This window comes from Zavarzinia sp. CC-PAN008 (assembly GCF_051903925.1).
In the GTDB taxonomy this organism is placed as follows: domain Bacteria; phylum Pseudomonadota; class Alphaproteobacteria; order Zavarziniales; family Zavarziniaceae.
Genome location: NZ_CP173678.1, coordinates 1,796,480 through 1,823,326 on the forward strand (window position 1 = coordinate 1,796,480; position 26,847 = coordinate 1,823,326).

A 26,847-nucleotide genomic window follows, 5' to 3' on the forward strand; every position below is an offset into this window, starting at 1 on the left:
ATGGGCCAGTCTACAGTGTCAATCTGGCGGGGACGAATGGCGGGGGCATGTCGCAATGAAGGAAACGGGGCTGCTGCATGCCCTGCTGCTGGACGGCCGGCGCGGCGCCCGCCCGATCGCCCTTGACGATGTCGGCGCCTGGACGCCGGAACAGGGCACGCTGTGGCTGCACTTCAGCCGCAAGACGGACGAGGCACGGGCCTGGCTGGCAAGCCATGCGGGGATCGATCCGCTGCTGCTGCCTGCGCTGCTCGACGACGAGGTGCGACCCCGCCTGGTGCCGTCGGGGGCGGGCCTGCTGGTCGTCCTGCGCGCGGTCAATGTCGGCTCCGCCCTGCCGCCGGAGGACATGCCCTCGCTCCGCCTGTGGGTGACGCGGAACCGGGTGATCAGCGTGCGCCACCGGCCGATCCTGGCCGCCCAGGACCTGCGCGTCGAACTGGCGGACGGGCGCGGTCCGCACGATGCCGGATCCCTGCTGTGCCGCCTGCTGGAACGGGTGCTGGACCGCATGCACCCCCTGGTCTATGGCCTGGACGAGGCGGTCAGCACCGTGGAGCACCAACTGGTCGACGACAACCGCGACGATCGGGCCGCGGCGCTGGCCCTGTCCGACATCCGGCGCAAGGTGGTCCAGTTGCGGCGCAACCTGGCGCCGATGCGCGACGTGCTGATCCTGCTGCCGCAGCTGGAAGTGCCCTTCCTCTCCACCAAGGACCGAAGGCGGCTGCGCGAGATCGGCGAGCGCCTGTCCCGCTTCGTCGAAGAGATCGACACGGTGCGCGAACGCGCAGCCGTCGCCCGCGACGAACTGGCAGCGCTGGCGGTCGAGCAGACGGAGCGCACGTCCTACCTGCTCAGCCTGGTGGCGACGGTCTTCCTGCCCCTGGGCCTGATTCCCAGCATCCTGGGCGTCAACCTGGGCGGAATCCCCGGCACGCAGGAACCCTGGGCCTTCTGGGCCCTTTGTGTGGCCCTGGTGTTCCTGGGCTTTGCCCTGGTCGCGCTGTTCAAGCGCTGGCGCTGGCTTTGACGCATCGCCGCGCACTTTCTGGCGTCGGTCAAGGTCTGCCTGACGCGACATGTCGCAGGGACCAGTCGAATCAGCGTAGGCTCATGGGTGGAAGCGCCTGAATATCAAGTCATGATGGCCCAGCCAGTCGGCCGGTTGCGTGACGGGAACCGCGGACACACGTCCTCGTTCAGGTCAAGGCAACAACCGGAGGCCGACGTTTCGGTATTCGCCCACCATGATCTACGACCTGTTCGAATTGAGCCACGCGGCCGTGGCCCCCATGCGCGTGGTGGCTCAGACCACCCAGGCAGCGCTTGAGAACGTCTACAACCCGCTCGGTTACACGCCGGGGGGCAAGGCGCTGGCCGGCATGTGCGCGTTCTTCGAACTGACCACCCGGCGCTATGGCAAGCCGGACTTCGGGTTGCACACCGTCGATATCGATGGTCATGCCGTCCCGGTGGTGGAGGAGGTGGTGTGGCAGGAACCGTTCTGCCGCCTGGTGCGCTTCCGCCGCGACTTCGGCGCGATCGCGCTGCCGGACCGGGCCCAGGATCCGCGCGTGCTGATCGTGGCGCCGCTTTCGGGGCACTACGCCACCCTGCTGCGCGGCACCGTCGCGGCGATGCTGCCGGAACACGACGTCTACATCACCGACTGGGCGGATGCGCGCACCGTGCCGGTCGCCGCTGGCCGCTTCGGGCTCGAGGACTATATCGACTACCTGATGCGGATGATCCGCCACCTTGGACCCGGTACCCATACGATGGGCGTGTGCCAGCCCGGCGTGCCCCTGCTGGCCGCGGTGGCGCTGATGAACCAGGACGGGGATCCGGCCGCGCCGGCCAGCATGGTGATCATGGGCAGCCCGATCGACACGCGGCGGAGCCCGACCGTCCCCAATCGCCTGGCGACGGAACGGCCGATCTCGTGGTTCGCCAACAATGTGATCACCACGGTGCCGATGGGCCATCCCGGCAGCGGGCGGCGCGTCTATCCCGGCTTCCTGCAACTGACCGGGTTCATGACCATGAACCTGGACCGGCACATGGACGCCCACTACAAGCTGTTCCGCAACCTGGTGAAGGGCGACGGTGACGGCGTCCAGGCGCACCGCGAATTCTATGACGAATACCTGTCCGTGCTCGACCTCACGGCCGAGTTCTACCTGGAGACGGTGGAGCAGGTCTTCCAGGAGTTCCGCCTGGCACGTGGCTGCCTGACCTGGCGGGGCCGGACCGTGGATCCCGGGGCCATCACGCGCACGGCCCTGATGACAGTCGAGGGCGAGAACGACGACATCTCCGGCATCGGGCAGACCCAGGCGGCCCACGACCTGTGCACGGCCTTGCCCGCCACCATGAAGGTCGACTACGTCCAGCCGGGTGTCGGCCACTACGGTGTCTTCAACGGCCGCCGCTGGCGGACGGAGATCCAGCCCCGCGTCCGCGACTTCATCCGCGCCCATGACGGCGCCGCGCTGGACGCGCCCCCGACACGGATCCGGCCCGCGGCCTGATCGTTCAGGTGCCGGGGGTCAGGACGCCGTCCCCCGGCGCCACGGGCCGCCCCTCCATCACCGCGCGGATCGCCGCCATCAGGACCTGGATCCGGAACGGTTTGATCAGCGCGGCACTGGCCCCGGCGGCATGGCATGCCGCGAAATCGAAATCCGGTTCAGCGGACCCGGTCATCATGATGATGGGCACGGCCGCATCGATCGCGCGGACGGCGCGAACCACGTCGATGCCCTGAAGCAGCGGCATCTGGACGTCCAGGAGCACGATGTCCGGTTGGCCCAGGCGCACCGCGTCAAGCGCCGTGCGGCCATCGGCCGCCCGGGTGACGCGATGGCCCACACCTTCCAGCGCGCGCTGGAGAACCTGGGCGACTGCCGCGTCGTCTTCCGCGATAAGCACATGTACCACTTCCGGCTGCACCTCCCAGCGCCTCCGGCTGCAACTCAAGGTCACATTCCGTCCATCTGAGAATACAACGCGATGTCAACGCGCGCCAGCGTCCCTGTCAACACTCGACGGATGCCCTGGCATGGGGGCGGATTGCGAGGCCTAACCGGCGAGATCGCCCAGCGCCCGGCCCTTGCGCCCGCCGCGCAGCATGATCGCGGCGGCCGCCACGATGGCCGCCAGGCTGATGCCCAGCGTCATCACGACGGCGGCCGCGACGTCCCCCTTCAGGCCTGGCTTCACCGAGGAAAGGATGTAGAGCGGCAGCGTGGACGAGCCGGGGCGCTGCACGAACAGCGAGATGATGACGTCGTCGAACGAGAAGCTGAACGACAGCAGCGCGCCGGCCAGCACCGCGGGAAAGATCAGCGGCAGCGTCACCTGGCGGAAGGCGCGGAACGGCGTCGCCCCCAGGTCGGCGGCGGCCCGCTCCAGGGCTGCGTCCAGGCCCTCGGCCCGGGCGCGGACGATGAGCGCGACGACGGCGATGTTGAACAGGGAATGGCCGATCGACAGGCGCGCCAGGCCGTCGAAAATGCCCAGGCGGTCCAGCCAGATCATCTGGGCAATGGCCGAGACCAGTTCCGGCGTGCCGATGATGACGAAGGCCAGCACCATGAAGGCGGGCGACCAGGCTCCCCGGGCGCGTGCCAGGGCCAGGCCCGCTGGCGCGCCAAAACCCACCGAGATGACGGCACTGATCAGGGCGGCCTGGAACGAGACGGCCAGAGCGCCCAGGACACGCGGATTGTCCAGCGCTGCCGGGTACCAGGCGGTCGAGAACTCGGTCCAGACATAGAGATTGCGCCCGCCGTTGAAGGAATAGAGCACGACGACGGCGATCGGCAGGAACAGGAAGGCAAGGACCAGGCCGACCCAGGCCAGCAGCGCGATGCGGCCCCAATCGCGCCGCCGGCGGCGGACGTTCACAGCGCCGGCCCCCGGAACGCGCGGAGGCTGGCGCGCAGCAGCCACAGCAGCACCGCGATGCCGCCGACGATGGCGGCCAGCATCCCGATCAGCACGATTGCCATTGCGGCGCCCTGCGGCAGGTTCTGGGCAGCCAGGATCTGGGTCGCCACCAGGTTGCCGATCATCAGCCCCTTGGCCCCGCCCAGGATCGCCGGCACGACATAGTCGCCCGCCGCCAGGATGAAGGTCAGCAGCATCCCGCCCGCAATGCCAGGGGCAGCCAGGGGCAGGGTGACGTTGAGGAAGGTGCGGATCGGCCCGGCGCCCAGGTCCTGGCTGGCCCGGGCAAGGCCCTGGTCGATCCGGTCCAGCGCCACGAACATGGGCAGGATCATCACCGGCAGGTAGTTGTAGACGATGCCCAGCTGCACCGCAGCGTTGGTGTCCAGGATCAGCAGCGGCCGCTCAAGGAGGCCCAGGCCGCGCAGCGTCTGGCTCAGCCAGCCTTCGGGCGCCAGGATGATGCGCCAGGCAAAGGTGCGCAGCAGGAAGCTGGTCCAGTAGGGCAGCATCAGCAGGAACAGCAGCAGCGTGCGCCAGCGCGGAGCGACGTGGAAGGCCAGGGCATAGGCCACGGGAAAGCCGACGAGCGCGCAGATGATCGTGCCCAGCGCAGCCGTGCGCATGGTGATGCCGAACACGACAAGGAACACGCCGGACGTCGCATTCTGGTAGTTCGCCAGCGACAGCGTGGCCGTATCGACCGCGCCGCCGCCGGGTGCGACCGGCTTCATCCCGAAGCTGTAGAAGACGATCCAGCCCAACGGCATGACAAAGAAGACCAGCCACCAAAGCAGGGCGGGGGAGGCGGGCCACCAGGCCGGAACCAGCCGCCTCATGCCGGGCCGCGGGCAAAGGCGCGCTGGGTCGTGGCGATCGCCTCGTGGCGGAACAGCGTCGCGTCGGCTGCCTGCCAATGGGCGACGATTGCGGCCCCCTCGGCCGGGCCGCCCGCGGCGCGGGGGCGGCGGCTCAGCAGCTCTGTCCCGTCGGCCAGCCGCACGAGGTATTCCAGGCTGTCGCCCAGCATCACGACGGCGGCGACGGTGCCGGCCACCGCGTTGACGCCGGGCGCCATCCCGTCCTGGGCCAGCAGCAGGTGCTCCGGCCGGACCACGGCCAGGACAGGCTGGCCGGGCACCTCGGCCCCGACGCCGCGCGCCGCCTCGACCCGCAGGCCGGGGGCCACCATCACGCCGGGCGCCGACAGGGTGCCGGCCAGGAAGTTCTGCGCGCCCATGAACTCCGCCACGAAGGCGGAGGACGGCCGGTCGTAGAGATCCGCGGGCGTGCCGACCTGCTCGATCCGGCCGTCACGCATGACCGCGATCAGGTCGGACATGGCCAGGGCCTCTTCCTGGTCATGGGTGACGAAGACGAAGGTCGTCCCCAGGCGGTGCTGAAGCAGCTTCAGCTCGACCTGCATCTGCTGGCGCAGGCGACGATCCAGTGCGGCCAGCGGCTCGTCCAAAAGCAGGACCGCGGGCCGCTTGACCAGGGCGCGGGCCAGCGCCACGCGCTGCTGCTGTCCGCCGGAGAGCTGGGCCGGGCGGCGTTCGGCCAGGTGCCGGAGCTGGACCATGTCCAGCGCCTCGGCCACGCGCTGGCGCCGCTGGGCCGCGGGCACGCGGTCCTGGCGCAGGCCATAGGCGACGTTGTCGGCCACGCTCATGTGCGGAAACAGGGCGTAGTTCTGGAACACCGTGTTCACGTCGCGGCGATAGGGCGGCAGGTCGGTGACGTCCCGCCCACCGATCCGGATGCGCCCGGCGTCCGGCTGCTCGAACCCGCCAATGGCCCGCAGGATCGTCGACTTGCCGGCTCCCGAGGCGCCCAGGAGAGCCGCAAAGGCGCCCGCCGGGATGGTGAGCGAGACGTCGTCGACCGCCCGGAACGCGCCATAGAGCTTGACCAGCCCCTCGATCGCGATCTCGCCGCTCATAAGGCGCTCAACGCGGCGGGCTGGACACCGCCCCCACCCCGGCGCTCCCCCGGCGCGCGGCGATGGGGAAGGGCAGGGTGCGGGCGGTATCCTGCCGCTTCGGCCGGAACGATCCCGTTCACAGTGCTGCGGCGGCCTTGAACTTGTTCAGGATCGCGATGCGCCGGTCATAGGTCTCGTTGCGCAGGGTCCGCTCGCCCCGCGCGATCACGTCGGCCGGGGGGAAGATCAGCGGGCTGGCGGCGACATCCGGCGCCAGGCCCGCCTCGACCCCGGAGATCGGCGACAGGAAGCCGGTATAGGTGATCTCGGGCGCCGCGTTCTTGGGGTCGATGATGAAGTTGATCCAGGAATGCGCTGCCTCAAGGTTCTTGCCGCCCGCTGGCAGGTGGTAGGAATCGAGCCACGCCTCGCTCTTTGGGCCGGGATAGACGAAGACAAGGTTGGGATTGCCAGCCGCGTCGATCGCCTGCTTGGCATTGCCGTTCCAGCACTGGGCCAGGACGACGGTGCCATTGGCCACGTCCTGGACGGGATAGGAGTTGAACAGCTTGATGTGCTTGCCCAGGTCGGTGACGGCCGTGTCGACGTCCGTCAGCAGGGCCTCGTTCGTGGAGTTCCACGATTCGCCCTTGGCCCAGAACAGGGGTGCGATCGCCAACGGATCGTCGAGCAGCGAGGTCTGGCCGCTTGCCTCGCCCTTCACCGCCTCCAGGAAATCGGCCCAGGTCGCCATCGGCCGGGTCACGACCGACTTGTCGTAGATGAAGCCCTGGCTGCCCCAGCACTTGGGCACGGTGTAGTCGTTCGTGGGGTCGAAATCCGCCCCCAGGAACTCTGGCCGGATGTGAGAGATGTTGGGAATCTTGGACTTGTCCAGCTTCTGGATCAGGCCACCGTCGATCAGAAGCTTGATCATGAAGTCGGTGTTCATGCCGACGTCATAGCCGCTATTGCCAGCCGAGAGCTGCAGCTTGGAATACATCTCGTCATTGCTGGCGTAGGAATCGTAGACGATCTTCGATCCGGTCTGGGCTTCCCACGCCTTGATGTTGTCGGGCGCGATGTAGTCGGCCCAGCCCATCATGCTGAGCTGCGGTTCGACCGCCGCAAACCCGCGCCGGCCGAACGCCGTGCCGGCCAGGAGCGCGGCGCCACCCGCCAGCACCGTGCGCCGGCTGGGGGTGAAGAGAGCGGTGCGGGTCGTCCCCGGGTGTCGCGTGCGCTGCATGGTCCTAGTCCCCCTTCGTGGTCGTGTCCCGCGGCGCTTCCGGCGCGGCGGCGGGCCCGCCGCGGATCGCGTCGATATCGCCCTGGAAGTAGCGCGTGACATTGTCGGCGGCGCGCAGCAGGTGGCGGCGCAGCTGGGCTGCCGCCCAGTCGCGTTCACCGTCCAGCAGCGCCTCCAGGATGGCATGATGCTCCTGGAACGACCGCCGCACATTGGCGACGCGCACCCGTCCCAGGAATTCCGAGGTCCGGCGCAGGACGTTGTGGCTGCGGATCAGCTCGGCATGGAAGCGGTTGCCCGACAGATCGGCCAGGGTCTGGTGGAAGCGGGCGTCGAGGGCGAAGGTCGCATCGAACAGCACCTCCTCCGCGTGGGGCCCGGCCAGCGCCTCGAGCATCGCGTCATGGTCGCGCAGCAGGGGCAGCAGGCGGGACGGATCGGCCAGGAAGCCCGGATCCATGACGAAACTGGGCTCCAGGTGCATGCGCAGGCGGTACGACTGCACCATGCTCTCCAGACTCAGCGCGACAAAGCTCCAGCCCCGGCCCAGCGACGGCTGCGCCAAGCCCTCCCGCGCCAGGCGGCGCAGCACGGTGCCAAGTTCCCCCCGGCCGACGCCATAGCGCCGCAACAGGGCGCTCTCGCTGGTGGAACCGGACAGGTCACCATGGGTCATGTCGTTCAGGATGCGGCCGTGCAGGTCGCCGAACCGTGCCTCCGCCGCCGGCACCGGGGCCTCGGCCCGGGCGATGAAATAGCCCCGGTTGGGGCGCTGCTCCAGCACGCCTGCCTGGGCCAGATGGTCGAAGGCCGCCTGCACGGGCGTGCGCGAGACGCCCAGCGTCCGGGCAAAGGAATCAAGGTTCAGCCGGTCGCCCACCTGCAGGCCCTGCTGCCTGATATGCTCGCGCAGGCTTTGCGCGATGCGCGCCTGCAGGCTGGACCGCAGCGCGCCCGCGGCAGTGGGCAGGTTGGCCCCGGTTGGCATCCCGTATGGCGGCGTGTCGGCCAGCATGGGGTCGAGGCTAGATCCTATTTTGGCGAGCCCACAAGCATTCATTCTCAAAGTGCACCTTGGAAAAGCAATTTTCCAAGCAGGGGTGGCGGCCTTAGGATCAACCCGTGGCGGAACTGGCGCAGGGGCGGGGCATGGATCTGGCGGACTACGCGGCCCTGGATGCCACGGCCCTGGCCACCCTGGTCGCGGCGGGCCAGGTGTCGGCGCACGAGGTGGCCACAACGGCATTGCGCGCGATCGCCCAGGTCAATCCCGCCCTCAATGCCGTGGTGGAAACGTACCCTGAGCGGGTGCCGGCAGCCGGCGCCCGGCCCGGCGGGGCGCTGGCCGGCGTGCCGTTCCTGGTCAAGGACTTCCCCTTCGAAGGGGGAACGCCATCCGAACTGGGCTGCGAGCTTGCGCGCGGCCTGGTCATGCCCCAGGACCAGCACGCGATGCGTCGCCTGCGGCACGCGGGCGTCAGCGTCCTGGGCCGAACCACGTCGTCCGAGATGGCGATGGCGGCGCTGACGGTGAACCGCCTCAACGGCATCACGCGCAATCCGTGGGACCTGTTGCGTTCCACCGCCGGGTCCAGCGGGGGTGCGGCGGCGATCGTCGCGGCCGGCGCCGTGCCGCTGGCCCATGGCACCGACGCCGGCGGCTCGATCCGCAATCCGTCCTCCCATTGCGGACTGGTGGGCCTGAAGCCAAGCCGCGGCCGTGTCTCACCCGGTCCCGACTGGGGCCATTGCATGGCGGGACTGTCGACCCACTTCGTGCTGACCCGCACGGTGCGCGACTGCGCCCTGGCGCTGGACGTCATGGCCGGAACCGAGCCGGGCGACTGCTATGCCATCGCACCGCCGGCCGCACCCTATGTCCAGGCGGTCCGGCAAGCTCCGTCCGCCCTGCGGATCGCCCTCAATGACCGCGTCTGGTCGGGCCTGCGCCTGGATCCGGAGGTGGCGGCGGCCCTGGACCGCGCAGGCGTTGCCCTCCAGTCGCTGGGGCACGAGGTCGAGGAGGCCTCACCCGACTTCGACTATGCCGCCTACCTGTCGGCGCAGATCGACCTGTGGGCGGTGCTGACGGCGCAAGGCGTGGACGACATTGCGCGGGCGACCGGCCGCGTCGCGTCGCCCGACACCCTGCTGGCCACGACCTGGGCGATGGTGCAGGCCGGCCGGGCGCTGCCGGGGGTCCGCTATGTGGAGGCGGAGCTGGCCTACAACCGCACGGTGCGCGACGTCGTCCACCTGTGGGATGACTTCGACATCCTGGTAACGCCCACCAACGTCACTCTGCCGGCGCCACTCGACGCGGTCGACCTGGACCTGCCGCACGCCACGGCAGGCGACCTGTTCGACATGCTGGCCCCGGTCGAGACCTTCACCGCCCTGTTCAACGCGACGGGGCAGCCGGCGCTGTCGCTGCCGCTGATGCTTTCGGCCGGCGGCCTGCCCATCGGCATCCAGCTTGTCGCCCGCTTCGGCGCGGAGGACGTGCTGCTGCGCCTGGCGGCGCAGCTGGAGGACGCGCTGCCCTGGTCGGGGCGCCGGCCGCCCGTGCATGTCGCCGCCTGAGGCGGGCCTGTCCTACTTGGAGAAGCTGGGCAGGCGCGCCACGACGCGAACCGCCGCCATGTTGCCGCGATCCAGGCCCGACTGGACCATGGAGGCGGCGGTCGCCACGGTCAGCAGGTGGTTCGCCGCCTCCCGCCCGACGATCGCGCTCAGTTCGTCGATCTTGCGTGTCAGGATGCCCAGCCGGCGCAGCGGCTCCGCCATCTCGCTCGTCAGGCGGGAGTGCTCGCGCCAGGCGCGGATTTCCAGGCCCGCCCCCTTCAATGCCTCGGTCAATGCCTCGGCCGCTGCGCCCGTCCCCACGACGTCGTCGATCAGCAGCAGGGAGCCAGGCTTCAGCAGGGCGACGGCGCGCGGCACCAGGGAGGACACAGGCTCGCCCCGCAGCAGGCGCTGATAGGCGACGACGCAGTCATAACGCCTGCCCTGGGTCTTTGGCGGGGCCGGCGCCGGGCGTCCGGGCCGCGCCCTCTGCGCGACGGGGGGCGCGACGATGCGCAGCTCCACCCGGTTCTCGGTGTTCTGGCGGCCAATGATCGGCCCGGCATAGCGGGCCAGGTCCTGGTTGCTCTCGAACGCCGTGATCCAGGCGCTGCTGGCCTGGGCCAGGGCGCAGGCGGGCCCGCCCAGCTCGGCGTTCAGGAAAGCGACGCTCGAATCCTTCGTCATCGCCAGGTCGCGCACAGCCTCGTCGACGAAGCCGGGATCGAACGGGCCGATCAGCCCGTCGCCCCAGACGATCTGGCTGAGCGAAAGGATGACCAGGCGCGGGTCAAGGCTGGCCGTATCGGCCGCGATGGGCTGGTGCTCGAGCACCCGCAGCGGCTGGGGTAGGGGTTCGGCCGCAGGGTGCCGGCTGGAGCGAAGCCAGTCGACTGCCGTCTGCAGATACCCCATGCCCGCTCCTGCTCCGTCCCCGGCGACGGCCCCCCGGCCGCCCCCCGACCGGCGGACTTGCCACCATACTGTGCCGGAAATCGGTGCGCGGCGCACCTTGTGTCGACAGCCGCACCCGCCACGCCGGCGGGGCTGCCCGCGCGTTCCATGGTCCCAGTTGTGCGGACCGTTGGGCCAAGGCAAAAGAGGACGGAGGGCCGGTCCCGCCGCGCGCCCTGCGCCCGGCCACCCTGATCGCTGGAGGATGCATGAGTGTCGGCCTGATCGCCCTGCTCGACGATGTCGCGGCCATCGCCAAGGCAGCGGCCGCATCGCTTGACGACATCGCGGCCCAGGCGGCCAAGGCGGGAACCAAGGCGGCCGGCGTCGTGATCGACGACGCGGCGGTGACCCCGCGCTATGTCACCGGCCTGTCGCCGGCGCGGGAACTGCCCATCATCTGGCGCATTGCGCTGGGCTCGCTCAAGAACAAGCTGCTGTTCCTGCTGCCCGCCGCCCTGGCGCTGAGCCTGTTCCTGCCCCAGGCGATCACGCCGCTGCTGATGCTGGGGGGGCTCTACCTCTGCTACGAGGGGGCGGAGAAACTCTACGAACTGTTCTTCCCGCACGCGGCCCATGCCCACGAGAAGACGATGGATGCGGGACCCGCGGACGCCGCGGCACTGGAACAGGCCAAGATCTCTGGCGCCATCCGCACCGATTTCATCCTGTCGGCCGAAATCATGGCGATCACGCTGGGCACCGTGCCGGACGCCGACATCTGGACCCAGGGCCTGGTCCTGGCTGTGGTCGGCTTCGCCATAACTGTCGCCGTCTATGGCGTCGTCGCGTTGATCGTCAAGGCGGACGACCTGGGCATGCTGCTGGCGGCATCGACCGCGCCTTCCGCTCTGGGCGGACTGTCGCGCGCGGTGGGTCGGGGCCTGGTCCTGGGCATGCCGCATTTCCTGAAGGCCCTGGGGATCGTGGGCACGGCCGCGATGATCTGGGTTGGCGGCGGCATCATCGTCCACGGGCTGGAGGTCTATGGCCTGGACTGGCCAGCGCATGTCCTGCACGACGCCGGCGCCGCCGTGGCGGCGGCCGTCCCCGCGCTGGGCGGCTTCCTGTCCTGGCTGGTCCAGGCGATCGGCTCCGGCATTGTCGGGGTGGCGGTTGGTGCCTGCATGATTCCCCTGGTCGGCAACGCCATCGTGCCCCTGTGGCAGAAGCTGCGGCCTGCCGCCCCCTGACCTGAAAGCTGGGACTTGAACAGTGTTCGGCGTCGGTGCAGGCTCTGGTCCGAGAAAAATGCGTGGAGACTATACGCATGGACCGCCATCTGGACACGCAGCCTGTCGGGGGGCCGGACCTCAAGGACCCGGACCTTTATGTCGATCACGTGCCCTATGACCTGTTCGCGGCGCTGCGGCGCAGTGCCGGCGTGTACTGGAACCCGGAGGCGGACGGGCGCGGCTTCTGGTCCGTGCTGCGGCACGAGGACATCACCGCGGTAGGGCGCCAGCCAGAGATCTTTTCCTCGGCCGCGGCCAATGGCGGCCACCGCATGTTCGACGAGAATCTGGTCTCGGTCGCCAATGTCCAGGACGCCGCATTCGGCACGCCCTTCATCTCGGTCGATCCCCCGCTGCACCAGAAGCGGCGTGGAGCCCTGGTGCCGGCCTTGTCCGCGACCAGGCTGGCGCAGATGGAGGAGCGCCTGCGCCGGCGTGCGGCCGACCTGCTCGACACGGTCGTGCCGGGCGCCGTCACCGAGTGGGTCGACACCGTTGCCGCGCCATTCCCGCTGGTCACCCTGTGCGAGCTGATGGACCTACCGGCGGAGGACTGGAAGAAGCTGTTCACCTGGACCAATGCCCTGATCGCCGAGGACGACCCGGAAATGCGGGAGAGTCCGGAGGCGATGGCCGGCCACATGGCGGAGTTCGCGGCCTATTTCGACGCCCGTCTGGCAGAGCGGCGCGCGGCACCGGGCGACGACCTTCTGTCGCTCATGGTCAACACGCCGATCGAGGGGCAGTTGCTGACCCGTCCGCAGTTCCTGGCGGACATGATCCTGGTCCTGGTCGGCGGCAACGAGACGACGCGCAACTCGATCAGCCAGGGGGTCATGGCCTTTGCCCGCCATCCTGAGCAATGGCGACGCCTGCGGGCCGATCCCGGGCTGATCCGCACCGCGGTACGCGAGGTGGTGCGCTATGTCACGCCGATCATGCACATGCGCCGCACGGCAACGCAGGACGCCATGATCGGCGAGACCCGCGTGGCCAAGGGGGACAAGGTCATCCTGTGGTATTCCGCCGCCAACCGGGACGAGGCGGTCTATCCCGATCCCGACCGCTTCGACATCGGGCGCGACACGATCAAGCATGTGGCCTTTGGCACGGGCCAGCATGTCTGCCTGGGCCAGCGCCTGGCCGAGCTTCAGCTGAAGGTGATGCTCCAGGAAATGGCGGCGCGCTTTGCCGGCTTCGAGCAGGCGGGGCCGGAACGCCGCATGCGCTCGAACTTCGTGAACGGCATCAAGACCGTCCCCATCATCGCCCACCCGGCCTGACCGGCGGCCTTCAAGCCTTGGCGATCAGTTCGCGCGCCCGGGCTGCCAGGACGTCGACGCGAAAGGGCTTGGTCATGACCGACATGCCCGGCTCCAGCTGGCCGTTGTTGAGCAGCGCATTCTCGGCATAGCCGGTGATGAACAGCACCTTCAGGTCGGGGCGGTGGGTGCGGCCGGCATCGGCCAGTTGCCGGCCGTTCATGCCGCCGGGCAGGCCGACATCGGTGATGACCAAGTCGATCCGGGTATTCGATTGCAGGACCTTGAGCCCCGCCGCGGCGTCCGCCGCCTCGATCACGGCATAGCCCTGTTCTTCCAGCACCTCGGTCACCAGCATGCGGATCGTGGGCTCGTCATCGACGACGAGGACCGTCTCGCCCGCGGCGGGCGCGTCGATGGCGGGCTGTTCGGGCTCCACCGCCTCGTCGTCGGCCTCCCCGCCATGACGGGGCAGGTAGATGCACACCATCGTGCCCGACCCGGCCTCGGAATAGATGCGCACCTGGCCGCCCGACTGCCGCGCGAAGCCATAGATCATGGACAGGCCCAGGCCCGTCCCCTCGCCGATCGGCTTGGTGGTGAAGAACGGGTCGAACGCCTTGGCCAGCACATCGGGCGGCATGCCGACCCCGGTATCGCTGACGCAGATGGAGATGTACTGACCCTCCTCCATGTCCAGCTTGCGGGCGGCCCGCCAGTCCAGCCAGCGATTGCACGTCTCGATCGTGATCCGGCCACCGTCCGGCATTGCATCGCGCGCGTTGATGCACAGGTTCAGGACCGCGTTCTCAAGCTGCGGCGTATCCACCAGCGAGGTCCACAGGCCCAGCGCCGCCACGTTCTCGACCGCGATGCCGGGGCCCACGGTGCGCCGGATCAGGTCGACCATGCCGGCCACCACGCTGTTCACGTTGGTCGGCCGCGGCGCCAGCGTCTGGCGGCGCGAGAAGGCGAGCAGGCGGTGGGTCAGGGCCGCGGCGCGCTTGGCCGCACCCTGGGCGGTGACGATGTAGCGCGCGACGTCGGTATACCGGCCCTGGTTTATGCGCGCCTCCATCAGCTCCAGCGCGCCCGAGATCCCGGCCAGCAGGTTGTTGAAGTCGTGCGCCAGGCCGCCGGTCAACTGCCCCACCGCTTCCATCTTCTGGGACTGCCGCAGCAGTTCCTCAGCCCGCATCAGTTCGGCGGTGCGCTCCTCGATGCGCTGCTCCAGCGTCTCGTTCAGGGCACGCAGGGCGGCCGTGACGCGGTCGCGCTCGGCTTCGACTGCGCGGCGCTGGTCGACATCCAGCAGGACGCCGGGAAAGCTCAGCGGGGTGCCGTCCGGACCCAGGTCGACGCGGCCATTCGCTTCGATCCAGTAGTACTTTCCGTCCGTCCGCCGGACCCGGTACTGGTGGGCATAGGGTCCGCCCCGGTCGATCGCCGCGTTCATGGCGACCTCCAGGTCGGCCCGGTCGTCCGGATGCACGGTGGCGACGACCTGGGCCAGGCGCAGCCCCTCGCGCCCCAGGGCAGGATCCAGGCCGAACGAGCGGGCAAAGGCTTCGTCCACCGTGAAGCGGTCGGACCGGATGTCCCACAGCCAGGTGCCGATGATGGCGCCCGCGGCCAAGGCCAGCTGGACGCGCTGGATGTTCTCGCGGGCCAGTGCCTCGCTGGCGCGCATGGCCTCCTCAGCCCGCTTGCGCGCGCTGATGTCGCGGAACAGGACAGCCACCTGACGGCGGCTCTGCGGTTCCACGCGGGAGGCGGATACCTCGATATGGCGGCTGGCGGTGCCGAAATAGCGCTCGAAGCGGACGGGCTCGCCGGTGCGCAGGACGCCGCCATAGAGCGCGATCCACTGGTCCGCGTCCACGGGGTCGACCTGGCGCAGGGTCACGCCGACGATGCCGGCGATTCCGGTGTGGCGCTCATAGCCCGAATTGGCCTCGACATGGACATAGTCGCTCAGCGGTCCGTGCGGCCCATCAAAGAACTCGATGATGCAGAAGCCGTCGTCGATCGCGTTGAACAGCGCGTGGTATCGCTCCTCACTGCGGGCCAGGGCGGCGACCATCGCGGCATGCGCGTCGGCTGCCGACGCCTGCTGGGGCTCGAGCGTGGGCTGGTCCTGGCTGTCAGGCTGCATCGCGCCCGGCCCGGTCTGACTGCTGAGCCTGACGCAGTTGCCCCTCCACCAGATCGTCAACCCGCCCGGCCGGGTTCGGCGCACCGATCCGCATCCAGGCTTCCCCCGTGCCCGGCTGGGCCGGACCCACCCTTTGCATGAACGCAAGCCAGGGCGTGCGGTTCCCGATTGTACCGGGAGCCCGCCATTGCGGAAGGATGAACCGTGGAAGGTTGGCTCCCCGGGCCGGACTCGAACCAGCGACCGAGCGGTTAACAGCCGCTTGCTCTACCAACTGAGCTACCGGGGACCAGCAGCCAGGACCAGCAGGGGCCCCGGCTCGGCGAGGGGCACCTTTTACACAATGATTCCCGCCACGCCAAGCGCCTTTTGCAGCATAAGGCGGCGCTGCGGGGGGATAAGGATCGCTTGCTTCCCAGGCGCGGCGCGCTTGGGCAAACTCCGGCGCGCAGGCGGCCCGGGTGGGCATCTGGTGGAGCGGAAGGGTGCGTTATTCATCGTTGGTCGAGCGGATCGCGGGCGAAGGTTCGCGCGCCTGGGCCATCCACTATGCGGCCGAGAAGCGCCTGCGCGCCGGCCACGACGTCATCATGCTGTCGGTCGGCGACCCCGATTTCGAGACGCCGCCGCCCGTGGTCGATGCCGCGGTGGCGGCCCTGCGGGCGGGGCGGACCCACTATTCCCACATCGTCGGGCAGCCACCGCTGCGCGCGGCGATCGCCAGGCGCTTCGCCGAATGGACGGGCGTCGCCGTCGACCCGATGCAGGTCGTCGTCCTGGCCGGCGCGCAGTGTGCCATGTTCGCGGCCAGTCTGTGCGCGCTGGACCACGGCACCGAGGTGATCGTGCTGGAGCCGACCTACGTCACCTATGACGCGGTGTTCGGCGCGGCCGGGGCCCGCGCGGTCAAGGTGCCGCTGCACCCGGAACGCGGCTTCCACCCCGATATCGCGCAGATCGAGGCGGCGGTCACGCCAGCGACCCGCGCCATCGTCATCAACAGCCCACACAACCCGACCGGCATGGTGCTGACCCCGGCCGAGCTGGAGGGCATCGCCGCGATCTGCCGGCGCCACGACCTGTGGCTGATCTCGGACGAGGTCTACTGGACGCTGGTGTTCGAGGGGCGCCACGTCACGCCCATGAGCCTGCCCGGCATGGCGGAGCGCACGATCGTGATCTCCAGCCTGTCGAAGAGCCATGCGATGAGCGGCTGGCGCGTCGGCTGGACGATCGCCCCGCCGGACATGGCCCGGCATATCGGGACGCTGGCGCTGTGCATGCTCTATGGCAGCCCGCCCTTCATCCAGGACGCGGCGACCGTCGCCCTGGAGCATGACTTCGCCGAACTGGATGCGATGCGTACCGCCTATGGCGCGCGGCGGCGGATCGTGGCCGAGCGCCTGGCCGACGCGCCGGCGCTGCGCGTGCTGACGGCGGCCGGCGGCATGTTCGCGATGCTGGACATTCGCGAGAGCGGTCTGTCCGGCGTCGACTATGCCTTTGGCCTGCTGGAGGACCAGGACGTCTCGCTCCTACCGGCAGATGCCTTCGGACCCAGCGCCGCCGGGCATCTGCGCCTGAGCCTGGCCTGTCCCGAACCGCGGCTGGAGGAGGCATGCGCCCGCATCCGGGCCTTTGCCCAGAAGGTCGGCCGGCGCTAGGCCGGCCTCACGCCCTGCCGTTGCGCTGGAGCCAGCCCAGGGCGGGGCTGAGGTCGAAGCCGATTCGCGCGCCCTCCGCCATCACGTCCTGGGGGGCCAGGCGGCCGGCCCGAACCTCGCCCAGCGTGTGCAGCATGGCGGAGCGCAGGCCGCCCGCGCAGTGCGCCAGTACTGGTCCGGGCGCTGCCGCGACCAGATCGGCGAAGCGCGTCACCGCTTCCTGGTTCAGGGTGGCGCCGGTCACGGGGAGGTAGTGATAGTCCAGGCCCGCCGCGTGTGCCGCCGCTTCCTCGGCCGCGGAGCCGGGCTGGCCCGGCGCCTCGCCATCGGGCCGGTTGTTGATGACCGTGGTGAAGCCCTGGGCCTTCAGGGCGGCGAAGTCGTCGAGCCGGGGCTGGCCCATCACGGCGATGCGGTCGTTGATGCGGACAGGCGGCATTGCGGTGACCTTTCACAAGGGCAGGGGCGTCACAGATCGGCGCCCACGGCCTGGCTGATGCTGGTGAAGCCGTCGCGCCGCAGCAGCCCGGCCAGTTCGCCGACCACGCGCGGCACCACGTCGGGCCCATGCAGGGCCAGCGAGGTATAGAGCTGGACCAGGCTGGCCCCGGCCCGGATCTTGGCATAGGCGTCGGCCCCGTCGAACACGCCGCCGACGCCGATCAGGACCAGCCGGCCCTGCACATGGCGCGCCACCGACTTCAACAGGCTGGTCGAGGCCGCGAAGATGGGGCGGCCCGACAGGCCACCGCGTTCGCCCGCATGGGGGCTGCGCAGGCCTGGGGGGCGCGCGGCGGAGGTATTGGCCACGACCATCCCCTGGACCCCGCCCTCGACCGCGACCTCGGCCAGGGGCAGCGTCTCGGCCTCGCTCAGGTCCGAGGCGACCTTGACCAGCATCGGCGGGGTGGCACCAGCCCGGGCGCATGCCGCGCGCAGGCGCACGAGGAGGTCGCGCAGGCGCGTCGGATCCTGGAACAGGCGGCCGTTCTTCGTGTTGGGACAAGACACGTCGACGTCCAGATAGTCGACCAGGGGGGCGAACGTCTCGACCAGGATCTCGAAATCCCGCGCCGGATCGTCGGTATCGGTGTTGCTGGCCAGGTTGACGCCGACCGGCAGGCCAGCCGTCCCGCGCCCGGCGCGCAGCCGCGCCGCCACGACGTCCTTGCCCGGATTGTTGAAGCCCATGCGGTTGATTGCGGCGTCGTCCTCGGCCATGCGGAACAGGCGCGGCCGGGGGTTGCCGACCTGGCCGCGCGGGGTGACGCCGCCCACCTCGGCAAAGGCGAATCCCATGCCCTTCATCCGACCAAAGACGCGCGCGCCCTTGTCGAACCCTGCCGCCAAGCCTACCGGATGGCGGAAGTCCAGGTCCAGCACGCGGGTTGCGAGCAACGGACCGGTTTCAGGAAGATCACGGCCGACGAGTCCCCTCTCGAGCGCCCATAGGGCAAGCTCATGGGCACGTTCCGAATCAAGCCGGGAAATGACCGGCCAGGCCAGTCGGTCGAGGTGCAGCAGGGACACGGCAGGGTCGCCAGGGAAGAGACTTTTGGGGGGAAGCGCGTGACGCAGGCCTTGGTCTTAGCAGTGCAGGCACCCGCAGGGCCAGCCCCCGGCTCGGCGCTTCCCGGCCCGGCATCCTTGCCGGTCAACGTCCGGTCGGCCGGGGCGGGGCGTGCCGCGTGGCTGGTGGCCATGCTTCTGGTGCTGGCCGGGGGCTGCGCCGCGACGCCGCCCCGGGCCCAGGCCCAGGAAGCCGACCCGGCCGCCGCAGCCGCAGGCGCGCTGCCCGCCGATCCGCCGGCCGAGGCGGTGGCCGAGGACATGGGGGCGCCGCCTGCCATCGACGAGGTTGCGGACGAGGAGGCAGAAGACCGCGAGCCAGCCCCCGCCGCTGTCGAATACAGTCCGACGATCGAGGTCAAGCCGATCCCCGGTGCCGACGAGGACGCGCAGAGCGAACTGGCCGACCTGCTGGAAGCCAGTTCGCAGCTGATCGACAAGGAGGACGAGCCGCCGGCCAGCCTGACCGCGCTGCGCCGTCGCATGGCTGCCGACCAGGCGCGCCTGTTCGACGTGCTGAAGGCCTATGGCCATTTCGACGGGCAGATGGCGATCACCATGGGCCAGGCCGATGGCGACGGCGTCATCCCCGTCAGCATCGTCGTGACCCCGGGCCCCTCCTACCCGCTGGCGGCGGTGGAGATCACAGGCCCAGGGGGCGCCGCCCTGCCCGAGGGCGTGCCGGACGCCAAGGCGCTGGGCCTGGAGGTCGGCAAGCCGTACCGCTCCCAGGCCATCGTCGATGCCGAGGCCAAGCTGGTCACGCATTTCGGCGAACGGTCCCGCCCCTATGCCCGCATCGCCAAGCGGGAGGTGGTGGCCGACCGGACAGCGCGCACGATCAGCGCCCGCTTCGAGGTGGCACCCGGGCCCCTGGCGACGTTCGGCGCCGTCACCGTCTCGGGCCTTGAGGACGTAAATCGCGACTCGATCGAATCGCTGATCACCATCACGCCAGGTCAGCCCGCCGACCGTCGCGAGATCGACAAGACGATCAAGAACCTGACCGGTGCCGGGGTCTTCCGCAGCGTCCGGGTCGAGCTGCAGGAGATCGAGCAGGACGGCGCGGCACCCGTCGCCATCACGCTGGAGGAGGGGAAGTTCCGCACCATCGCCGCGGGCGCCGAGTTCGATACCTCGACCGGGATCACCATCAACGGCCGCTGGGAGCACCGCAACTTCTTCGGCAATCGCGAGCGGCTGCGGGTCGAGGGCAAGGCCGGACAGGAAATCTATGGCCTGACCACGACCTTCAAGCGTCCCGACCTGTGGCGCCGCGAGCAGGACTTCCTGGCCGGCGTCGAGATCCTGAGCGAGCGGCGCGACGCCTATGAGTCCGACAGCGCCAGCATCTCCGCCGGGTTCGAGCGCAAGTTCTGGGACATCTATTCCGGCAAGCTGGGCGTCGGTTTCGAACAGTCGCGCATCCTGGACGACCAGGGCGAGCGGGACTTCAGCCTGATCTCCCTTCCTGCGGAGATTTCGCGCGATTCCTCGGATGACGTGTTGAACCCGACCAGCGGCAGCCGGGTTAGCCTGTCCGTGACGCCCTATCTGTACAATTCCTCCGACACGTCGGGCACCTTCATTCCCGTCGTCCTGGCCGGCTCCACCTATTTCAGGATGGACGAGGAGGCGCGCCTGATCCTGGCGCTGCGTGGCACCGTCGGCACGATCATCGGCGCCGATCGGGAGGACATTCCGGCGAACAAGCGGCTCTATGCCGGTGGTGGCGATACCGTACGCGGCTTCGACTTCCAGGCAGTCGGCCCGCTCGACGCCAAGGGCGATCCGATCGGCGGCACCTCGGTCATCGCCGGCACGGTCGAGCTGCGCTGGCGCGTCACCGACACGATCGGCATCGTCCCCTTCGTCGATGCCGGCACGGTGAGCGAGGACATGATCCCCGGCTCGGACAGCGACATCTTCGTGGGCGGTGGCATCGGCGCGCGCTACTACACGCCCTTTGGCCCGTTCCGGGTCGACATCGCGACCCCGCTGGTCGGCAAGCGCGACAGCGACTCGGCGCTGCAACTCTACATCAGCCTGGGGCAGGCCTTCTGATGCCCTGGGTCCGGCGCAGCCTCTATGTCCTTGGCGGCATCGTCCTTGCCATTCCGCTCCTCATCCTGCTGGGCTGGGGCCTGCTGCAGCTGGGCCCCGTTCAGCGCCAGTTGGGGCCCTTGATCTCGGATCTGGCCTCCAGCCCCGACATGGTGATCACGGTCCAGGATGTCGGCGGCTCCCTGCCGTTCGCGCCGACCATCGGGCGGGTGACGATCGCCGACCGCGATGGCCCCTGGCTTGAGCTGGACGCGGTGGAGGCCGCGGTCGAGGCCGGCGCCCTGCTTGACAGCGAAGCCCACGTGACATTGCTTCGCGCGGGCGAGGTCCGGGTCCTGCGGGCACCCGCCCCCGCGACCGAACCGCCGCCGCCGTCCCAGCCGGGCCCCCTGATCCCCGAACTGCCCGTCTCGGTCAATGTCGACCGGCTGGACCTGCCCCGCATCGTCATCGCCCCGGCTTTGGCGGCGGGCGAGGAAGTGGCGCTGCGCGTGGCTGGTGGCGCCCTGGTCCCAGCCAGTGCCGGTGACGTACGCATCGGCCTGGATGCCGAGCGCCTGGACGGCAAGCCGATGACGCTGGGCCTGAAGCTGGGCTTCGACCGCGCGACCAGCGTGCTCGACCTCGACCTCAATGTCAGCGAACCGGAAGGGGGGCTGATCGCCCGCTTGGCCCAGTTGCCGGGCCTGCCGGCGATCGCGGTCACCGCGCGGGGTGCGGGGCCGCTGGATGGCTGGAAGGGCCGGCTGGACGCGTCGGCGGAGCGGCTGGCCGGGGCCAACCTGGACGTGACCCTGGGCGTGCAGCCGGCCCTGTCGGTCCAGCTGGCCGGGACGATGACGCTGGGCGAACTGGCGCCGGCGGAGGCGCGACAGGTCGTGGGCGACGCCTTCACGGTCGAGGCGGCGCTGCGGCAGGACGGACAGGTCCTGCGCATTGACCGCGCCAGCGTGCGGGCCGCGGCCCTGTCGGCGGGTGTCGATGGCACGCTGGGGCTGGATGACCAGGCGCTGGCCCTGGCCGCGCGGGCACAGGTGCCCGACCTTGCGGCCTTTGCCCCGCTGATCGGCGCCCGGCTGGCCGGTGCCGCGGAGGTGACGGCCCGGATCGGCGGCACCGTCGCGGCCCCCGCGCTGGTCGCTGACCTGACCGGCAGCGCCCTGGTGTACGAGACGTTCAGCGCCGACGGCGCCACCGCCCATGCCGAGGTGGCACCACAGGACGCCGAAGGCCGGCAGCGCTTCGCGGTCACGGTGAACGCCCGCGCGCCGCGCCAGGAGGGCCAGCCCTTTCCCGGGCTGGACGGCGATGCCGATGTGACGCTGGCGGGCGTGCGCGACCCGCTGGGCGTCACGCTGGAGACCGCACGGTTTGCTGCCGCCGGCACGACGGTGGTGGCGCAGGGGCGGATCGACGACGCCTATAACCGCGTCGACATCACGACCGACCTGGACATCGCACCCTATCCGGGCGTCATCACGTCCGGCCGCAGCCAGGCGCGCATCGTGGCGAAGGGGACACTGCTGCCGTTGGCCCTGGACCTGGCGGTGGACGCCCAGGGCCGCGACCTGGTGCCCGCCGATCCCCAGGCGGCGCGGCTGACCGGCCGCAATCCGAAGCTATCCCTGAAGGCCCGGCTGGAGGATGGTGCCGCACGGGTCGCCGAACTCATCCTCGACACCCCCCTGGTCAAGGCCAATGGCCAGCTCGACCTGACCGACGGGTTCCAGAAGGGCGATGGCCGCTTCACCGTCACCGCGGCCGACCTGGGCCCGATCGGGGCCGTGGCCGGCACGCCGCTGGGCGGCGACCTGAAGGCCGACATTCGCTTTGCCGGGACGCTGCAGGCACCGACGGCAAAGGCCGACATCACCGCCAACAACCTGGTCGTCCAGGGCAATGCCCTGGGCCGCACCACGGCACGCCTCGACTACCAGGGCCAGGGCGGCCGGGTGGAACTGGCGACCACCTTGCCCGTGCCGGTCAGCCTGTCCACCCCGGTCGTCCTGCGCGACCAGACGATCGTGCTGGACGACCTGCGCCTGACCGTGCCGGGCGGCGGCATGCAGGGCCGCATCGTCGCCGCCTTTGCCGGGACGGCCACGGGCACGCTGGGTGGCAGCTTCAGCGATCTGGGCCCGCTTGCCCGGGTCGCGGGCCAGGACCTGAGCGGCGCTGCCGACCTGAAGCTGGACCTGACGGCGCCCGGCGGCCGGCAGCAGGCCAGCCTGACCCTGAATGGCCGGTCCATCGCGCTCGCCGGCAATACGATCGGTCGGCTGGACGTCGACGGCCGCCTGACCGACCTGGCTGGACCGGATGCGCAGGCGACCGTCCGCCTGGCCGACGCCAACCTGGGCGGCCGTGCGCTGGACACGCTGACCGCGACCATTGCCGTCGCCAAGGGCAATGGCACGTTCACGGTCAAGGGCCAGGGGCCTGCCCCCGACCGCCTGCGCCTGGATAGCGGCGGCCGGTTCGCCCTGGGCCCGACCCTGCGGCTGGAGGTCGAGCGCCTGGTCGCCGCCTGGAAGGGACAGGAGATCCGCAGCCGGCGCAGCTTCACCGTTGCCTCCGGCGCGGACGGCATAGCCCTGACCGGCCTGGATCTCAGCCTGGCGGGCGGTCGCATTGCGGGCGACGCCCGGCTGGCCGGGGACGCAATCACGGCGCGCCTGCAGGCCACCGCCGTGCCGCTGGGCCTGGCCCAGATGGTCATGCCCGATGGGGCGCCAGAGGGCACGGTGAACGCCACCATCGTCGCATCCGGCACGATGGCGGCACCCACCGCCGACGTGACGGTCGCCCTGCGCGGCTTTCGCCCCAGCCAGGCCATGCTGGGCGACGCCGTCGACATGGCCGACGTGCCCAAGGTCGACGTCAACCTGAAGGCGAACTGGCGCAACAATCGCCTGGCCGCCGACCTGGGCGTCAGCGGCATCCGCAACGTGGACGTCAGCGCCACGGCGGCCCTGCCCCTGGCCATGATCGGCGGCGTGCCGGCGGTGCCGCCTGGCGGCGTCCTGGACATCCGCGCCCGGGGCAATGCCGAACTGGCCAGCCTGCTGCCCTTCATTCCCCTGGGCGACGACAAGCTGGCGGGCCGCGCCGCCTTCGATGCGCGCATCGGCGGTACGCTGGACGTGCCCAACATCAGCGGCACGATCCGTCTCAGCGACGCGCGCTATGTCAGCGCGACCTATGGCACGACGATCGAGCGCCTGAACCTTGAGGCGGCCGGTAACGGCCAGCGGATCGAGATCCGCTCGCTCAGCGCCACGGATGGCGGCGATGGCCGCCTGACCGGCTCAGGCGCCATCGACCTGTCGGGACAGCCCTTCGCCATCACGCTCGAGGCCAACAGCTTCCACGTCACCCGCCTCGACACGATGGAGATCGAGACGGCGGCGCGGCTTCAGATCGGCGGCACGCTGGAGCGGACGAAGGTCGACGGCACCATCACCCTGACGCGGGGCGAGATCGGCATTCCCGAACCCTCCGCCCCCGCGGTCGCCATCGTCCAGGTGACGGAGATCAACATTCCCGGCCAGGCGCCGCGCCCGCGGCCCAAGCCGGCGGAAGTCCCGCCCGAGGCGCCGGAGACGCCGGCCGCTGCGCGCGAGATCGCCCTTGCCGTCACGCTCGACGTGCCGGGCAAGTTGTTCGTGCGCGGCCGTGGCCTGGAAAGCGAGTGGAAGGGACGCATGCAGGTGAGCGGCACGGCCGCCAAGCCCGTGGTGCTTGGCCGGATCGAGGCGGTGCGCGGCGACTTCACCCTGGGCGACCAGACGTTCGATATTGCCGAAGGGCGCATCGACCTTGCCACCAGCGACCGGATCGACCCGCGCATCAACCTGACCGCGCAGACGCAGACTGACGACATCCTGGCCAAGGTCATCATCGAAGGCCCCGTGTCGGAGCCGACGCTGCGCCTGGCGGCGGAGCCCGAACTGCCGCAGGACCAGATCCTGTCCCGCGTGCTGTTCGGGTCCGATGTCGCCTCGCTCTCGGCGGGTCAGGCGGCGCAGCTGGCGCAGACGGCTCTGCAATTGTCGGGCAAGGGCGGTGGCGGCATGCTGGACAGCGTACGCCGCAGCCTGGGCCTGGACCGCCTGTCGCTGGGCGGCGGGGACGAGGGCCTTGCCTCCAGCACGATCAGCGCCGGCTCCTATGTCGCCGAGGACGTCTATGTCGGCGTCGAGCAGGGCCTGGGCGCCAACTCCAGCAAGGTCAAGGTGGAGGTGGAGGTCCTGCCCAACGTCAAGGTCCATTCCTCCGCCGGCGCCTCAGGCTCCACCGGCTTTGGCCTGACCTATGAGTACGATTACTGAGGGCTGTCCGGCTGGGCGTCGCTGCCGGGTGGGGTACCGTCGCCCAGCAGCTCGAACAGCTTGCCGGCGACGCCTTCCATCGCGGGGCCGATCTTGAACGTGCCGCTGCTGCGCGCCACGATCGCTCCGTCGGCATAGACCAGCGCCTGGGCAAAGACCAGGTTGCGGGTGCGGCGCAGGACCTGGGTCCGCCCCTCGACCCAGGCGCCCAGCGGCGCAGGCCCCAGGAAGTCGGTGTTCAGGCTGATCGTGGGCAGGAAATTGTCCGGCAGGTCGGCCTGCAGGCGCGAGCCCAGCGGCAGCTGCATGTCGGCAAAGGTGGAGATCATGCCGCCGTGGCAGATGTCCATCGGATTGCAGTGCCGCTGCTCGACGCGAAAGCCCAGGATGACCTGGTCGCCCTCGCGCTTGATGTAGAGGGGGCCATTGGCGCCGACGAAACCGTCGATCAACGGCAGGTGAACGAAGCCCGGGGGAATGTCGCGGGCCGGCGTCTCAATCTTGTCCATGGGACGTGTTCTAAAGCGAGATTGCGTCGCCGTTAACCGCTGTCTTCACAGGGGCGGATCGTGCCGTGCGCAGTGCTCCCCGGGACAGGCGGGCGACAGGGCCCAACCCGTCAACTCTCGATGCCGCTGCGCTGAAGGCGCGTCAGGGTGGCCAGACAGCGATCCGTCGTTTCCTCCGCTCCCGTCGCGGCCGGGGTGGGGGCATCGGCGGTCGAGAGGGCGTTGACCTGGGCCACGGTCGCGCGCCCGCCATCAGGCGGGCGATACAGCACGACCAGCAGCACGCACTGCTCGCCCGTGTACTGCCAGATCTCGCCGGGCGGTTCGCGACGCTGCAGCGTCGGGCGGCCCAGCACGCGGCGCAGGGACTCGTCGCTGAGGCCGACCAGGCTGGGCGGCAGGGTCATGGTGCGGACCGCCGCCGGTGGCGGCGGGGATGGTGCCTGGGCGGTAGTCGTGGTTTCGCCCGCGCATCCGGCGACCAGGGGAAGGATGCTGCCCAGCACCGCAAGGGCCCTGGGCAGGAGTCCGCCGGAGGCGATCCAGGATGCCTGAGTCGCGCCGGGGCTCAGCGACACCTACGCAGTCCGGGACGCGCGCCGGGCCCTGCGCCTCCTATTGCGCCGCCACCGCCGGGCTCGACGCCGCCGCCGCCGCTGCCTTGGCCGCAGCCGTCGCATTGGCCGTGGTGGCCGGCGTCAGCGGCTCGCCCTTCACCGTGTTGATGGTGCCGACCAGTTCGCCGCCACACTCGATCTCAAGCTGGCCATAGCGGACTTCGCCCCGGACCTTGCCGGTGGAGCGGATCAGCAGGCGGCCGCGCACCAGCAGGCTGCCGTCGAACGTGCCGCTGATCACCGCCTCGTCGATCTCGGCCGAACCGGAGAAGGTGCCGGTCTGCGACACCTCGATCACGCGGCTCTCGCTCAGCGTGGCCTCGACCGTGCCCTCGACCAGGAGCTTGTCGCAGGCCGTGATCTGGCCGGTCAGCCGGATGTTGCGGCCAACGGTCAGCTTCTTCTCTTCTTCGGGGGCTGCCATCGGGGGCTCCTCGGCCTTGGGCGGGGTCGGGGTTTCGGAGGCGCTGGGGCGCAGGATCGACGTCTCGGACAGGGTGGCCGAACCTTCGGACCCAGGCGTTCCGAGGGCGGAGGCGCCGGGCGTGCCCAGGCCCGGCAGGTCGGGCAGGCGGCGCTGGATCTGGGGGCTGAAGCCCGTCGACCCCTCGCCGGACGGTGCGGGGGGCGCGGCCGGGGCGGCCGGCGTCGGCTGGTCGGGGCGGACGAGCGGGCGCTGCTGCAGGCGCGACGGATCGGGCTGCGGGCTGGTCATCGGCTGCGGCCGGCGCGGCAGGGCGACCGTGGTGGGGGTATCGTCCTCGTTCTTACGACGGAACATCAACCAAGCTCCTT

21 protein-coding genes and 1 tRNA gene are annotated in these 26,847 nt (G+C 70.2%); 8 read left to right on the forward strand and 14 right to left on the reverse strand.

The annotated features are described in order from the left end of the window. Positions 1-55 precede the first annotated feature (55 nt). Together ACI6GS_RS08425 and ACI6GS_RS08430 are read left to right on the forward strand one after the other, a co-directional pair. On the forward strand, positions 56-1,033 hold the full coding sequence (locus ACI6GS_RS08425; protein WP_439817343.1) for a CorA family divalent cation transporter: 978 nt from the start codon (positions 56-58) through the stop codon (positions 1,031-1,033). A 217-nt stretch (positions 1,034-1,250) separates the two neighbouring features. Then, entirely contained in the window at positions 1,251-2,534 is a 1,284-nt protein-coding gene (locus ACI6GS_RS08430; RefSeq protein ID WP_439817344.1) for a polyhydroxyalkanoate depolymerase, read from the forward strand. A 4-nt stretch (positions 2,535-2,538) separates the two neighbouring features. Here the strand turns inward: ACI6GS_RS08430 and ACI6GS_RS08435 are convergent, their stop codons facing one another. The 6 genes from ACI6GS_RS08435 to ACI6GS_RS08460 form a co-directional block, all read right to left on the reverse strand. Further along, positions 2,539-2,943 carry a response regulator transcription factor gene (locus ACI6GS_RS08435; protein WP_439817345.1) on the reverse strand — a complete coding sequence of 135 codons (405 nt, stop codon included), beginning with the start codon at positions 2,941-2,943 and terminating at the stop codon, positions 2,539-2,541. 141 nt (positions 2,944-3,084) lie between these two features. Continuing rightward, entirely contained in the window at positions 3,085-3,912 is an 828-nt protein-coding gene (locus ACI6GS_RS08440; protein WP_439817346.1) for an ABC transporter permease, read from the reverse strand. Next, a complete protein-coding gene (locus ACI6GS_RS08445; RefSeq protein ID WP_439817347.1) occupies positions 3,909-4,793 on the reverse strand; it encodes an ABC transporter permease in 885 nt (294 codons plus the stop codon). Before ACI6GS_RS08445 ends, ACI6GS_RS08440 begins: the two co-directional genes overlap by 4 nt. After that, positions 4,790-5,896 (reverse strand): ABC transporter ATP-binding protein, encoded by a 1,107-nt coding sequence (locus ACI6GS_RS08450; protein ID WP_439817348.1) that lies wholly within the window; start codon positions 5,894-5,896, stop codon positions 4,790-4,792. The genes ACI6GS_RS08445 and ACI6GS_RS08450 overlap by 4 nt, the downstream gene beginning before the upstream one ends. A gap of 118 nt (positions 5,897-6,014) precedes the next feature. Continuing rightward, positions 6,015-7,127 (reverse strand): ABC transporter substrate-binding protein, encoded by a 1,113-nt coding sequence (locus ACI6GS_RS08455; protein WP_439817349.1) that lies wholly within the window; start codon positions 7,125-7,127, stop codon positions 6,015-6,017. 4 nt (positions 7,128-7,131) lie between these two features. Beyond that, positions 7,132-8,142 (reverse strand): GntR family transcriptional regulator, encoded by a 1,011-nt coding sequence (locus tag ACI6GS_RS08460; protein WP_439817350.1) that lies wholly within the window; start codon positions 8,140-8,142, stop codon positions 7,132-7,134. Positions 8,143-8,249: 107 nt separating this feature from the next. Between ACI6GS_RS08460 and ACI6GS_RS08465 the strand changes: the two genes are divergently transcribed. Beyond that, positions 8,250-9,710 (forward strand): amidase, encoded by a 1,461-nt coding sequence (locus ACI6GS_RS08465; protein WP_439817351.1) that lies wholly within the window; start codon positions 8,250-8,252, stop codon positions 9,708-9,710. A gap of 12 nt (positions 9,711-9,722) precedes the next feature. Here ACI6GS_RS08465 and ACI6GS_RS08470 read toward each other — a convergent pair whose 3' ends face one another. Further along, on the reverse strand, positions 9,723-10,607 hold the full coding sequence (locus ACI6GS_RS08470) for a hypothetical protein (RefSeq protein WP_439817352.1): 885 nt from the start codon (positions 10,605-10,607) through the stop codon (positions 9,723-9,725). Between the two features lie 248 nt (positions 10,608-10,855). On the opposite strand from ACI6GS_RS08470, the gene ACI6GS_RS08475 reads away from it, so the two are divergent. After that, on the forward strand, positions 10,856-11,839 hold the full coding sequence (locus ACI6GS_RS08475) for a DUF808 domain-containing protein (protein WP_439817353.1): 984 nt from the start codon (positions 10,856-10,858) through the stop codon (positions 11,837-11,839). 77 nt (positions 11,840-11,916) lie between these two features. Next, positions 11,917-13,164 (forward strand): cytochrome P450, encoded by a 1,248-nt coding sequence (locus tag ACI6GS_RS08480; protein WP_439817354.1) that lies wholly within the window; start codon positions 11,917-11,919, stop codon positions 13,162-13,164. A gap of 10 nt (positions 13,165-13,174) precedes the next feature. On the opposite strand, the gene ACI6GS_RS08485 is transcribed toward ACI6GS_RS08480, so the two are convergent. Beyond that, positions 13,175-15,298 (reverse strand): ATP-binding protein, encoded by a 2,124-nt coding sequence (locus ACI6GS_RS08485; RefSeq protein WP_439817355.1) that lies wholly within the window; start codon positions 15,296-15,298, stop codon positions 13,175-13,177. Positions 15,299-15,511: 213 nt separating this feature from the next. Next, positions 15,512-15,587: transfer RNA gene (locus ACI6GS_RS08490), tRNA-Asn, on the reverse strand. 196 nt (positions 15,588-15,783) lie between these two features. Here ACI6GS_RS08490 and ACI6GS_RS08495 point away from each other — a divergent pair. Further along, complete coding sequence (locus tag ACI6GS_RS08495; protein ID WP_439817356.1) at positions 15,784-16,962, forward strand: pyridoxal phosphate-dependent aminotransferase; 1,179 nt, start codon at positions 15,784-15,786, stop codon at positions 16,960-16,962. A gap of 7 nt (positions 16,963-16,969) precedes the next feature. Here ACI6GS_RS08495 and ACI6GS_RS08500 read toward each other — a convergent pair whose 3' ends face one another. Both ACI6GS_RS08500 and ACI6GS_RS08505 read right to left on the reverse strand, forming a co-directional pair. Next, positions 16,970-17,401: a TIGR01244 family sulfur transferase gene (locus ACI6GS_RS08500; RefSeq protein WP_439817357.1), complete on the reverse strand. Its 432-nt coding sequence runs from the start codon at positions 17,399-17,401 to the stop codon at positions 16,970-16,972. Positions 17,402-17,430: 29 nt separating this feature from the next. Then, positions 17,431-18,486: a quinone-dependent dihydroorotate dehydrogenase gene (locus ACI6GS_RS08505; protein ID WP_439817947.1), complete on the reverse strand. Its 1,056-nt coding sequence runs from the start codon at positions 18,484-18,486 to the stop codon at positions 17,431-17,433. A 177-nt stretch (positions 18,487-18,663) separates the two neighbouring features. On the opposite strand from ACI6GS_RS08505, the gene ACI6GS_RS08510 reads away from it, so the two are divergent. Further along, the gene (locus ACI6GS_RS08510) at positions 18,664-20,595 is read left to right on the forward strand and encodes an autotransporter assembly complex protein TamA (RefSeq protein ID WP_439817358.1); all 1,932 of its coding nucleotides are present in this window, start codon (positions 18,664-18,666) and stop codon (positions 20,593-20,595) included. Next, the gene (locus ACI6GS_RS08515) at positions 20,595-24,926 is read left to right on the forward strand and encodes a translocation/assembly module TamB domain-containing protein (RefSeq protein WP_439817359.1); all 4,332 of its coding nucleotides are present in this window, start codon (positions 20,595-20,597) and stop codon (positions 24,924-24,926) included. The genes ACI6GS_RS08510 and ACI6GS_RS08515 overlap by 1 nt, the downstream gene beginning before the upstream one ends. On the opposite strand, the gene ACI6GS_RS08520 is transcribed toward ACI6GS_RS08515, so the two are convergent. From ACI6GS_RS08520 to ACI6GS_RS08530, 3 genes are all read right to left on the reverse strand, one after another. Further along, complete coding sequence (locus tag ACI6GS_RS08520; protein ID WP_439817360.1) at positions 24,920-25,435, reverse strand: PaaI family thioesterase; 516 nt, start codon at positions 25,433-25,435, stop codon at positions 24,920-24,922. The two genes, ACI6GS_RS08515 and ACI6GS_RS08520, sit on opposite strands and share 7 nt — an antisense overlap. A 110-nt stretch (positions 25,436-25,545) precedes the next feature. Beyond that, positions 25,546-26,013, reverse strand: coding sequence for a hypothetical protein (locus tag ACI6GS_RS08525; RefSeq protein WP_439817361.1), 468 nt, complete (start codon positions 26,011-26,013; stop codon positions 25,546-25,548). Positions 26,014-26,050: 37 nt separating this feature from the next. Then, on the reverse strand, positions 26,051-26,833 hold the full coding sequence (locus ACI6GS_RS08530; protein ID WP_439817362.1) for a polymer-forming cytoskeletal protein: 783 nt from the start codon (positions 26,831-26,833) through the stop codon (positions 26,051-26,053). Positions 26,834-26,847 lie beyond the last annotated feature (14 nt).

Coding starts and splice junctions, on each gene's coding strand:
- ACI6GS_RS08425 (WP_439817343.1), top strand. CDS start 56: ATGAAGGAAACGGGGCTGCTGCATGCCCTGCTGCTGGACGGCCGGCGC.
- ACI6GS_RS08430 (WP_439817344.1), top strand. CDS start 1,251: ATGATCTACGACCTGTTCGAATTGAGCCACGCGGCCGTGGCCCCCATG.
- ACI6GS_RS08445 (WP_439817347.1), bottom strand. CDS start 4,793: ATGAGGCGGCTGGTTCCGGCCTGGTGGCCCGCCTCCCCCGCCCTGCTT.
- ACI6GS_RS08450 (WP_439817348.1), bottom strand. CDS start 5,896: ATGAGCGGCGAGATCGCGATCGAGGGGCTGGTCAAGCTCTATGGCGCG.
- ACI6GS_RS08455 (WP_439817349.1), bottom strand. CDS start 7,127: ATGCAGCGCACGCGACACCCGGGGACGACCCGCACCGCTCTCTTCACC.
- ACI6GS_RS08460 (WP_439817350.1), bottom strand. CDS start 8,142: ATGCTGGCCGACACGCCGCCATACGGGATGCCAACCGGGGCCAACCTG.
- ACI6GS_RS08470 (WP_439817352.1), bottom strand. CDS start 10,607: ATGGGGTATCTGCAGACGGCAGTCGACTGGCTTCGCTCCAGCCGGCAC.
- ACI6GS_RS08475 (WP_439817353.1), top strand. CDS start 10,856: ATGAGTGTCGGCCTGATCGCCCTGCTCGACGATGTCGCGGCCATCGCC.
- ACI6GS_RS08480 (WP_439817354.1), top strand. CDS start 11,917: ATGGACCGCCATCTGGACACGCAGCCTGTCGGGGGGCCGGACCTCAAG.
- ACI6GS_RS08485 (WP_439817355.1), bottom strand. CDS start 15,298: ATGCAGCCTGACAGCCAGGACCAGCCCACGCTCGAGCCCCAGCAGGCG.
- ACI6GS_RS08500 (WP_439817357.1), bottom strand. CDS start 17,401: ATGCCGCCTGTCCGCATCAACGACCGCATCGCCGTGATGGGCCAGCCC.
- ACI6GS_RS08510 (WP_439817358.1), top strand. CDS start 18,664: ATGCTTCTGGTGCTGGCCGGGGGCTGCGCCGCGACGCCGCCCCGGGCC.
- ACI6GS_RS08515 (WP_439817359.1), top strand. CDS start 20,595: ATGCCCTGGGTCCGGCGCAGCCTCTATGTCCTTGGCGGCATCGTCCTT.
- ACI6GS_RS08520 (WP_439817360.1), bottom strand. CDS start 25,435: ATGGACAAGATTGAGACGCCGGCCCGCGACATTCCCCCGGGCTTCGTT.
- ACI6GS_RS08530 (WP_439817362.1), bottom strand. CDS start 26,833: ATGTTCCGTCGTAAGAACGAGGACGATACCCCCACCACGGTCGCCCTG.